The organism is Bordetella petrii (assembly GCF_020991325.1).
Lineage (GTDB): Bacteria > Pseudomonadota > Gammaproteobacteria > Burkholderiales > Burkholderiaceae_B > Bordetella_A > Bordetella_A petrii_E.
The window spans coordinates 1-9988 of the sequence record NZ_JAJMLX010000172.1 but is presented as its reverse complement, the minus strand read 5'-3'; the positions used below and the strand labels follow the sequence as shown (position 1 = coordinate 9988).

Here is a 9988-nt window from a genome sequence, read left to right as displayed (position 1 = left end):
CCCGCCGCGTTCGCCGGCAGCCTGCTGGCCACCGGCGCCGCCTACGCGGTGGGCCGCCGCGTATCGGGCGTGGCCGGGCTGCTGCTGGCGGGCATTGCCATCAACACCGTGGCCGGCAGCCTGATCGGCCTGCTTACCTATTTGGCCACCGATGCGCAACTGCGCGACCTGACGTTCTGGAGCATGGGCAGCCTGGCCGGCGCCAGCTGGGGCCTGCTGGCCTTCCTGGCGCCCTGGACCTTGCTGTGGTCGTTCTGGCTGATGCGCCAATGGCGCGCCATGAACGCCCTGCTGCTGGGCGAACGCGAAGCGCAGCACCTGGGCTTCGCGCTGGTCACCGTGCGCTACAAGCTGGTGCTGGCCACCGCCCTGATCGTGGGGCCGCTGGTGGCGGCCACCGGCGGCATCGGCTTTGTGGGACTGGTGGTGCCGCACCTGGTGCGCATGACCCTGGGCGCCGACCACCGCTGGCTGCTGCCCGCTTCCATGCTGGCCGGCTCGCTGGCGCTGACCCTGGCCGACTGGCTGGCGCGCATCGTGGTCATCCCCGCCGAATTGCCCATCGGGCTGGTCACCAGCCTGGTGGGCGGGCCCTTCTTTTTATGGCTGCTGGCACGGGGGCGCCGATTCTGATGAGCCTGCGCACCAAGAACCTGTCGTTGTCGCGCGGTGGCGCGCGCATTCTTTCAGAAGTGTCGCTGTCCATCGAACCCGGCCAGGTGCTGGGCCTGCTGGGCGCCAATGGCGCGGGCAAATCCACCCTGCTGGCTGCCCTGGCCGGCGAACTGCCCGCCGACCAGGGCGGCATCGAACTGGGCGGCGTGGCGTTATCGGGGCTACACCTGCGCCACCAGGCGCGCCAGCGCGCCGTGCTGCCGCAGAAACCATCGCTGACCTTCGACCTGGGCGTGCACGAAGTGGTGGCCATGGGAGCCTATCCGTTTCCCGAACTGGATCCGGTGGAAGTCGATGAACTGGTGGCAGCCGCGCTGGCGCTGGCCGGCGTGCCGCACCTGGCGCCGCGCCGCTACCCGGAACTATCGGGAGGCGAACAGCAGCGCGTGCAATTCGCCCGCGTACTGGCGCAATGCCAGGCGCAGCGCGACCCGGGCACGCCGCGCTACCTGCTGCTGGACGAACCGATATCCAGCCTGGACCCCAAGCACCAGATGGAACTGCTACGCACCACCGCCGCCCTGGCCCATGAGCAGGGCGTGGCGGTGCTGGTGATCGTGCATGACATCAACCTGGCGGCCCGCTGGTGCGACCGGGTGGTGCTGCTGGGCGGCGGCACCGTGGTGGCCGACGGCCCGCCCGCATCGGTGCTGACGCCGGACAACCTACGCACCGTGTACGACATCGAAGCCGACGTGTTGCCCCACCCCACTTTGCCTGGGCGGCTGCTGGTGCTGCCGCATTGAGCCGCGCGGCGTCCCCCGCGTGCGTGGTCTACCATTTGCGCCTGTCGTGAAGGAGACCCCCGTGCCGCGCGCACCATACCCTGCCATCCAGTACCACCCCCTGGAGCCCCGGCACCTGCCGCAGGCCCATGCCCTGTCGGCCGCGCTGCGCTGGCCGCACCGCCTGGAAGACTGGCACTTTGCATTGGGATTGGGCGCGGGCGAAGCCGCGTGGCACGGCGATGACATGGCGGGCGTGGCGCTGCGCTGGAACTACCAGGGCGGCAGCACCCTGGGCCAGATCATCGTGGCGCCCGCGTATCAAGGGCATGGCATAGGCAGCGCCCTGGTTGCCCGCGCCCTGGAACGCCACGACACGCCGGGCGCACTGCTACACGCCACTCCGGAAGGAGCAGGGGTCTATGCAAGACTGGGGTTCGGCGTGGTGGGCCTGCTGCAGCAGCATCAGGCAGTGCTGCCGGACAACCTGCCGGCGCCGGCCGCCCTGCCGCCAGGCACGGCCCTTCGGCCCCTGGCCGCCAGCGACCGCGATTGGGCCGTGGACCTTGATGCCGCGGCCACGGGCATGCGACGCGAACGCCTGATCGATATGCTGATGCGGCAGGGGCGCGGCGCGGTGCTGGTACGGGGCGGCCGCGCGGTTGGCTACGCCGTGGTGCGCCGCTGGGGGTTTGGATGGGTGATAGGCCCGGTCATCGCGCCGGACCTGCCGAGCGCGCAGGCGCTGGTGCATCACTGGCTGGCGCAATACAGGGGCGAGTTCGTGCGCGTGGATACCGCGGCTTCATCGGGACTGGGGCCCTGGCTGGCCCGCCATGGGCTGCCGCGAGTGGATTATTCCACCATCATGGCCCACGGCCCGCAGCCGATGAAAGACAGCCGCTATCGGGCTTACGCGCTGGTGTCGCAAGCGATGGGGTGAAGGACCGGGCGGTGTCAGGCACCTTGGCGCCGCTGCACGGTTGCCATTGCCTGCTCTTCTGGAGCGCCAAGGAGCCTGACACCTACGCCTGAGTAGCAAAGTGCAAGGCGCTTACGCGTAGGTGGAGACGAGCCAGACACTTACGCCTGCGTGGGCGCTGCCAGGTGTCTGGCTCCCGTCAGGGTGCCAGACACCGAACCATGCCGATCAGCTCGCCAATGCCTTCATCTCGGCGTACAGGTCCGCCTTGCCTTCGAACCCGATTCCCGGCAGTTCCGGCAACGTGACGATGCTGTCTTTCACCTGCACCCCATCGGGAAAACCGCCATAGGGTTGGAACAGGTCGGGGTAAGACTCGTTACCGCCCAACCCCAGCCCGGCCGCGATGGCCAGCGACATCTGATGGCCGCCATGCGGAATGCAGCGCCCGGGTGACCAGCCGTTTTCCTTCAGCATGTCCAGGGTGCGCAGGTATTCCACCAGGCCGTAGCTGAGCGCGCAATCGAACTGCAGCCAGTCGCGGTCGGGGCGCATGCCGCCGTAGCGGATCAGGTTGCGCGCGTCCTGCATGGAAAACAGGTTCTCGCCCGTGGCCATCGGCTTGTCGTAATGGTTGGCCAGCTCAGCCTGCAAGGCGTAGTCCAGGGGATCGCCCGCCTCTTCGTACCAGAACAGGTCGTACTGCGACAGCGCCTTGGCGTATTCCACCGCCGTCTTCAAATCGAAACGGCCGTTGGCGTCCACGGCCAGGCGCTGGCCCGGGCCCAGCAGCTTCAGCACGGCTTCGATGCGTTGGCAATCTTCGGCCAGCGACGCGCCGCCGATTTTTTTCTTTACCACCGAATAGCCGCGGTCCAGATAGCTTTGCATTTCGCGCCGCAAGCCGTCCAGACCCTGGCCGGGCCAGTAATAGCCGCCCGCGGCGTACACGAACACGTCGCGATTGGGCTGGCCGTTGCCGTAGCGCTCGGCCAGCAGCTGGTACAGCGGCTTGCCGGCGATTTTCGCCACCGCGTCCCACACCGCCATGTCGATGGTGCCCACCGCCACCGACCTTTCGCCATGGCCGCCGGGTTTCTCGTTGGTCATCATGCAGGCCCACACTTTGTGCGCATCGATGTTTTCGCCCGTGTCGTCCAGCAAGCTGGCCGCATCGGCCTCCAGCACGCGCGGCGCGAAGCGGTCGCGGATCAGCCCGCCCTGCCCGTAGCGGCCGTTGGAATTGAAGCCATAGCCGATCACCGGTTTGCCATCGCGCACCACATCGGTAACCACCGCCACCAGGCTGAGCGTCATCTTCGAGAAATCGATGTATGCATTGCGGATGTTGGACTTGATGGGGCGGGTCGATTCGCGGATGTCGACGATCTTCATGGCCAGGGTTCCCGGTAAAGTCGGGGCGGCACACGCCGCCCATGCAGAGGATGCAGCGTATTATCGGGGCCATGCGGCGGGCCGGGCCAATGCCGTTTTTCTCTGTTTTCATGCTTTGTAGGCATCGCCCATGAACCTGTCCTGGCTGGAAGATTTCCTGGCCCTGGCCGCCAGCGGCAACTTTTCGCGGGCGGCGCAGGAACGCCACATGACCCAGCCCGCCTTCAGCCGCCGCATCCGCGCGCTGGAAGACTGGCTGGGCGTGACGCTGTTCGACCGCGGCACCCATCCCGTCACCCTGACTGACGCCGGCGTGTGGTTCCGGACCACGGCACAGGAAATCCTGGGGCGCATCGCCCGCGTTCCCGACGAGGCCCGCGCCGTGGCCGCCGCCGGATCCGCCACGCTGCGCTTCGCCGCCACCCATGCGCTGTCGCTGACCTTCCTGCCACAATGGCTGCGCGGCCTGGAGTCGCGCACCCCCATCGGGCCGATACAGCTGGTATCCGACATGCTGCAGCAGTGCGAAACCTGGATGCAGCAAGGCCGCGTGCAGTTCCTGCTATGCCACACTCACCCCCAGGCGCCCGGCCGCCTGGCGCCGCCCGCATATCAGTCTCTGAAAATCGGCACCGACACCCTGGTACCGGTGTGTGCCCCCGACCGCGCGGGCCGGCCGCGGCACGCGCTGGCGGCAGGCGGGCGCAAAGCGGTGCCCATGCTGGCCTACAGCAGCGAATCGGGGCTGGGCCGCCTGGTCAGCGCCCTGCTGGGCCCGGTGCTGCAGCGCGCGCGCGTCGAACCTGTGTTCACCGCCCACCTGGCCGCCGTCCTGAAAAGCATGGCGCTGGACGGCCGCGGCGTGGCCTGGCTGCCGCACAGCCTGGTGCAGGCCGAGCTGGATAAACACCAACTGGTGCCGGCCGGCGACGACCGTTGGCACCTGGCTGCCGACATCCGCCTGTTCCGGGCCGCCGCCGCGCAAGCCCCCGCCGCCGAAGCCTTCTGGCGCGCGGCCGTGGCGGCCCACGTCGACATTTGATACACACTTTCACCTGCGCGACACCAACCCGTCACAACGGCGTCAGCAACGGCCTGAATACTCGGCGGCGATTCCCCACACCGAACCGAGGAGCATTCGATGTCTGTGCGCGCGCCTTTCTTCGACCCCCGTAGACGCTTTCCGCGGGCCTTTCTGGCACTGATACTGGCAGGCTCGCTTGCGGCCTGCAGCAACAGCGACGACGATTCCGACGACGACACCGCACCGCCGCCGACCGGACAGGAAGAAAGCGCCACCGCGAACCTGGCCCTGCTGTCCACCACCGACCTGCACTTCAACATACGCAGCTACGACTACTTCAAGCTGGCCGAAGACCCCAGCTACGGTTTCGAACGCACCGCCACCCTAATCCGGGCCGCGCGCGAGGAATTTCCCAACACGCTGCTGGTGGACAACGGCGACACCATCCAGGGCACGGCCCTGGCCGACTACGAAGCCCAGGTTTCCCCGCTTCCGTGCAGTTCGCAGTCGTCCATGTACAAGGCCATGGCCCTGTTCGGATACGACGCCGGCACCCTGGGCAACCACGAATTCAACTACGGCCTGCCTTTCCTGAACCAGATCCTGGGCGGCGGCCTGGAAGTGGCCGGCGTGGACCCGGCCTTGAAATGCGAGGGCGCGGGCTTTCCGATGGCCCTGGCCAACGTGCACAGCGTGGCCAGCGGCAAGGAACTGGTGGCGCCCTATGTCATTCTTGACCGCGAGATCAGCGCCACCCAGGAAGACGGCGACCCGGTCACCCTGCCCATCAAGATCGGCGTGGTGGGGTTGACCACCCCCGGCATCATGAACTGGGACAAGCGCTACCTGGAAGGTAAGGTCACCGTCAGCGGCGGCCGCGAAGCCGCGGAAAAATACGTGGCCCAGGCGCGCGCCGACGGCGCCGACCTGGTGTTCGTGCTGCTGCATGGCGGCATGAGCGATGCCAGCTATTCCGCCGACATGGAGAACCCCGGCCTGTACGTGGCCCAGGTGCCCGGCATCGACGGCCTGATCATGGGCCACCAGCATGGCGTGTTTCCGGACCAGGGCAGCCGCCCCGCCTACATCTACGCCGGCGTGGACAACGCCGCGGGCACGGTGCATGGCGTGCCCGCGGTGATGGCGAGCTCGTGGGGCAAGGGCCTGGGCGTGATCGACTACACCCTGCAGTGGGACGGCAAAGACTGGCAGATCGACAAGTCGCAGGCGCAGGTTGAAGTGCGCACCATCCAGACCACCAATGCCCAGGGCGAAACGGAATACGTCGAACCCGACGCGGCCGTGGCCGCGGCCGTGCAAACCCAGCACGACGCCGCCGTCAATTATGTAAAAACCCCCATCGGTACATCCGACTTCCGCATGAGCACCCTGTTCGCCGACGTGGGCGACCCGGGCGCCATCCAGTTGGTGAACCAGGCACAGCAAGCCTACGTGGCCGACTACGTGGCGGCCAACCTGCCGCAGTACGCGGGCCTGCCGGTACTGTCCATCAGCGCGCCCTTCAAGGCCGGTTTCCAGGGCGGGGGCGACTACACCGACGTGGCCGCGGGTTCATTGGCCATCTACCACGCCGCCGACCTGTACCTGTACCCCAACACCGTGTACGCGGTGAAAGTCACGGGCGCGGAACTGAAACTGTGGCTGGAAAACGCCGCGCTGCGCTTCAACCGTATCGACCCCGGCGCCACGCAGGACCAGTGGCTGATCAAGGACACCAAGACGGGCCAGGTGCCGGCCGGTGAATCCGCCTTCGCCGGGTACAACTTCGATATGTTCACCACGCCCGATCTGCGGTACGAGATCGATGTCACCCAGGCCCCGGGCAGCCGCATCAAGAACCTGACCCACCTGGGCGCGCCGGTTGCGGGCAAGGACTTCATCGTGGCCACCAACAACTATCGCGCCGAAAGCAGCGCGCGCTACATCCTGGGCGAAGGCAAGGCGTTCGACATTATCTACGCCTCGCCCGATGCGAACCGCGACGTGGTCATCAACTACGTCAAAGACCACCCGCAGATCACCCGCGCCGCTAACGGCTCGGCCCGCAGCTGGCGCTTCACGCCGGTAACCACGGCCGGCGCGGTGCTGTTCAAGTCGGGCAAGGATTCACTGAACCTGGCCTCGGCCGCGGGGCTGACGGGCATTGCCCTGGCCAGCGCGGACGACGGATCGGGCGAAGGCCGGGCGGTTTATCGCATCGACCTGGCGCAGGCGAACTGAGCGGCGGCGGCCGGGCGGCAAACCCGTCCGGCCGCCAGGAGGCCATGCGCACATCGCCCCCGGACAGCGGGGTTCGCGCCAGGCAAGTATCATGGCCACCTGCCATCGGGCCGGGTTGCCACGCTGGATGGCTGTTCCTGCACCACAGCCGATACCCAGCCAATAACCGCCACACCCCATGCCCGACCTTGACGTGCTTCTCATCGCCGCACCCACCTTCATCGCGGCATACGCCGTGTTTGCCATGGTCGGCTTCGGCACCACGCTGATTTCGGCACCCATCGTGGCACAGGTGGTGCCGCTGCCCACCCTGATTCCCGCGCAGGCGCTGCTGGACCTGGTGGCCTCGATCGGCAATGGCATGAAACTGGGTGCGCATCTCGCGAAAAAGGAAGTTCTGCGCATGCTGCCGGCCATGCTGGCCGGCCTGGTCCTGGGCGCGTACCTGCTGCTGGTGATTCCCATGAAGGCCCTGATGGTGCTGCTGGGCGCTTTCGTGGTGCTGTATGCGCTGCGCGGCATGCGCAGCCCGGCGCGGCGGGCGCCCATCCGCACAGGCTGGGCGTGGTGGTATGGTTTCTCTGGCGGCATTCTTAGCGCCCTGTTCGGCGCGGGCGCGTGGCTGTATGCCATCTACCTGATGCGCCGGCTGGACGACCCGCGGGCAATCCGGGCCAGCCAGACCGCCATGATCGCCATCAGCGCGGTGACCCGCGTCGGGCTTTTCGTGGTGGCGGGCAAGTATTCCGACTGGAATGTCATCGGGCTGTCGCTGACCATGCTGCCCGCCATGGCGCTGGGCGTGTACCTGGGCAACCGTTATGCGCACCGCCTGGACCGCGCCAAATTCATACGCGTGCTGCACCTGGTATTGCTGGCCACCGGCAGCGCGCTGTTGGTGCGTGGCCTGACGGCATGAATGCCGCCGGCCACGAAGGGAATCGATTCGGGGCTCACATGACCATGCAACCGGCCACGTTGGAAAGACAACTGGGCTTCCTGCGGGAAATCGACAGGCTGAAGAGCGTGTTGCGGCAGTCGCCGCTGCTGGACCGAAGCCGGCAGGAAAATTCCGCGGAGCATTCGTGGCACCTGGCAATGTACGCCTTGGTACTTGGCGAGTATGCGCAAGGGCCGGTGGACACCTACCGGGTCATGCAGATGCTTTTGCTGCATGACATCGTGGAGATCGACGCCGGCGATTTTCCCATTCATGGCGCAGGTTCAAGCGCACGCCAGGCCGAACTGGAATCCAGGGCGGCCGAGCGCCTGTTCGGCCTGTTGCCGCAGCCGCAAGGCGAACAGTTCCTGGCGTTGTGGCGCGAGTTCGAACGCGCCGAAACCGCAGACGCGAAGTTCGCCAAGGCGCTGGACCGCTTCCAGCCTTTGCTGATCAATGTGTACACCGGCGGAGGCACCTGGACGGCAGGCGGTGTTTCCATGGAACAGGTTTTCTCGCGGTACGGCCCCGCCATTCAGCAAGGCGCCCCGCGGCTCTGGGCCGTGTGCGAGCAATGGGTGCGCCAGCATTTCACAGGGGAAGGCAAATGAAGGAATCCCAGGCCAAGGCATTCTTCGACCGCTACCAGCGATTTTTCAACCGGGCGCTGGGCGGCGACCTGGACCTGGACGAGCTGGCGGCCCTGTACGCGCCGGAATTCATCGCGGCCTCGCCGGCTGGCGTCGCGGCCGGGAAGAACGACGAACAGCTGAAGCAGGCGATGGCGCAGGGCTATGCGCGCTATCGGGCCCTGGGAACCAAAGCCATGCGCGTGCGCGCGGTGCGCCTGTCCGCCATCGACGGCCTGCACTGCGTGGCCCACGTCGCCTGGACCGCAACCTATGCGCGCCAGGGCCAGGCAGACCTGAACATCGACTTCGACGTCCACTACCTGATGCAGGAAAAAGACGGCCAGCCCAAGGTGTTCGGCTGGGTGTCGGGCGATGAGCAGGCGCTGCTAAGGCAGCATGGCATTGTCTGATGCCGCCGCGCCGGGCCGGCCTGACGGCTCGCCCAGCGGAAACGTCATGTCCCCATACCGCACGAACCGCGAGCCGCGCGCCAGGCGGTAGCCCGCCCATATCAGCAGGAACAGCGGAATGCCGACATAGGTGGCTCCGGCGCCCACCCAGTCGATGCGGTCCTGCAGGAAAGCCTGGTAGTTCTGGCCCAGGGTAATGGCCAGGCACAGCGCGAAGGCGAACACCGGCCCGAAGGGAAAGAACGGCGATACATAGGGCAGGTCGGACAGCCGTCCGCCCTGGGCCACGTAGCCGCGGCGGAACCGGTAATGGCTGATGGCGATGCCCAGCCAGGCGATGAAGCCCGTCATGCCCGATGTGTTCAGCAGCCAGATGTACACCGCGTTGGGGCTGTACACGAACGACAGGAAGCACAGCGCGGCCACGGCAGTGGTGGCCAGCAGCGCCAGCACCGGCACGCCGCTGGACGATACGCGGCCGAACAGGGCCGGCGCCTTGCCTTCGCATGCCAGGGCGTACAGCATGCGTGTGGCGGCGTACATGCCCGAATTGCCGGCCGACAGCACGGATGTCAGCACCACGGCATTCATGATGGAAGCCGCCGCCAGCAGACCGGCCCGGTCGAAGATCAGCGCGAACGGACTGACGCTGATGTCCGTGACGTCGTTGCGCAACAGCTGCGGGTCGGTATACGGAATAAGCAGGCCGATCACGCCAATGGCCAGCACGTAGAACAGCAGGATGCGCCAGAACACCTGGCGCACCGCGCGCGGGATGTTGCGCGCCGGGTCTTTGGATTCGCCGGCGGCAATGCCGATGAGTTCGGTGCCCTGGAACGAAAAACCCACCACCATGGCCACGCCGATCAGGGCGGCGAAGCCGCCGGCAAAGGGGGCATCGCCCACCGTCCAGTTCTGCCAGCCGCCGGTTTCGCCGCCGCGGATAATGCCCAGCAGCATCAGCACGCCCAGGCCGATGAAGACGATGACCGCAACCACCTTGATCAGCGCGAACCAGAATTCG

Annotated in this window: 10 protein-coding genes; 8 read left to right on the top strand and 2 right to left on the bottom strand. The window is 67.0% G+C overall.

The window, feature by feature from the left end; translation table 11 throughout:
* The 3 genes from LPZ50_RS16455 to LPZ50_RS16445 form a co-directional block, all read left to right on the top strand.
* A partial coding sequence (locus tag LPZ50_RS16455; RefSeq protein WP_230662693.1) for a FecCD family ABC transporter permease occupies nucleotides 1–633 on the top strand: 633 nt, incomplete at its 5' end.
* The gene (locus LPZ50_RS16450) at nucleotides 633–1421 is read left to right on the top strand and encodes a heme ABC transporter ATP-binding protein (protein ID WP_230662691.1); all 789 of its coding nucleotides are present in this window, start codon (nucleotides 633–635) and stop codon (nucleotides 1419–1421) included. The genes LPZ50_RS16455 and LPZ50_RS16450, both read left to right, overlap by 1 nt.
* A gap of 61 nt (nucleotides 1422–1482) precedes the next feature.
* Nucleotides 1483–2343, top strand: a complete 861-nt coding sequence (locus LPZ50_RS16445) for a GNAT family N-acetyltransferase (RefSeq protein WP_230662689.1) — start codon at nucleotides 1483–1485, stop codon at nucleotides 2341–2343.
* 207 nt (nucleotides 2344–2550) lie between these two features.
* Here the strand turns inward: LPZ50_RS16445 and LPZ50_RS16440 are convergent, their stop codons facing one another.
* On the bottom strand, nucleotides 2551–3717 hold the full coding sequence (locus tag LPZ50_RS16440) for a mandelate racemase/muconate lactonizing enzyme family protein (RefSeq protein WP_329957669.1): 1167 nt from the start codon (nucleotides 3715–3717) through the stop codon (nucleotides 2551–2553).
* Between the two features lie 130 nt (nucleotides 3718–3847).
* On the opposite strand from LPZ50_RS16440, the gene LPZ50_RS16435 reads away from it, so the two are divergent.
* The 5 genes from LPZ50_RS16435 to LPZ50_RS16415 all read left to right on the top strand — a co-directional run bounded on the left by LPZ50_RS16435 (nucleotide 3848) and on the right by LPZ50_RS16415 (nucleotide 8964).
* Nucleotides 3848–4759: a LysR family transcriptional regulator gene (locus LPZ50_RS16435; RefSeq protein ID WP_230662687.1), complete on the top strand. Its 912-nt coding sequence runs from the start codon at nucleotides 3848–3850 to the stop codon at nucleotides 4757–4759.
* A 99-nt stretch (nucleotides 4760–4858) separates the two neighbouring features.
* Complete coding sequence (locus LPZ50_RS16430; RefSeq protein WP_230662685.1) at nucleotides 4859–6982, top strand: bifunctional 2',3'-cyclic-nucleotide 2'-phosphodiesterase/3'-nucleotidase; 2124 nt, start codon at nucleotides 4859–4861, stop codon at nucleotides 6980–6982.
* A 178-nt stretch (nucleotides 6983–7160) separates the two neighbouring features.
* Nucleotides 7161–7901, top strand: coding sequence for a sulfite exporter TauE/SafE family protein (locus tag LPZ50_RS16425; protein WP_230662683.1), 741 nt, complete (start codon nucleotides 7161–7163; stop codon nucleotides 7899–7901).
* A 44-nt stretch (nucleotides 7902–7945) separates the two neighbouring features.
* Entirely contained in the window at nucleotides 7946–8533 is a 588-nt protein-coding gene (locus tag LPZ50_RS16420; protein WP_230662695.1) for an HD domain-containing protein, read from the top strand.
* Nucleotides 8530–8964, top strand: a complete 435-nt coding sequence (locus LPZ50_RS16415) for a nuclear transport factor 2 family protein (RefSeq protein WP_230662681.1) — start codon at nucleotides 8530–8532, stop codon at nucleotides 8962–8964. Before LPZ50_RS16420 ends, LPZ50_RS16415 begins: the two co-directional genes overlap by 4 nt.
* Here LPZ50_RS16415 and LPZ50_RS16410 read toward each other — a convergent pair.
* Nucleotides 8941–9988: amino acid permease (locus LPZ50_RS16410; protein ID WP_230662679.1), on the bottom strand; the 1048-nt coding region annotated here is incomplete at its 5' end. The two genes, LPZ50_RS16415 and LPZ50_RS16410, sit on opposite strands and share 24 nt — an antisense overlap.

What these genes read in the sequence shown, in the direction of transcription:
- LPZ50_RS16450 (WP_230662691.1), top strand. Translation starts at nt 633, where the DNA reads ATGAGCCTGCGCACCAAGAACCTGTCGTTGTCGCGCGGTGGCGCGCGC.
- LPZ50_RS16440 (WP_329957669.1), bottom strand. Translation starts at nt 3,717, where the DNA reads ATGAAGATCGTCGACATCCGCGAATCGACCCGCCCCATCAAGTCCAAC.
- LPZ50_RS16435 (WP_230662687.1), top strand. Translation starts at nt 3,848, where the DNA reads ATGAACCTGTCCTGGCTGGAAGATTTCCTGGCCCTGGCCGCCAGCGGC.
- LPZ50_RS16430 (WP_230662685.1), top strand. Translation starts at nt 4,859, where the DNA reads ATGTCTGTGCGCGCGCCTTTCTTCGACCCCCGTAGACGCTTTCCGCGG.
- LPZ50_RS16425 (WP_230662683.1), top strand. Translation starts at nt 7,161, where the DNA reads ATGCCCGACCTTGACGTGCTTCTCATCGCCGCACCCACCTTCATCGCG.
- LPZ50_RS16420 (WP_230662695.1), top strand. Translation starts at nt 7,946, where the DNA reads ATGCAACCGGCCACGTTGGAAAGACAACTGGGCTTCCTGCGGGAAATC.
- LPZ50_RS16415 (WP_230662681.1), top strand. Translation starts at nt 8,530, where the DNA reads ATGAAGGAATCCCAGGCCAAGGCATTCTTCGACCGCTACCAGCGATTT.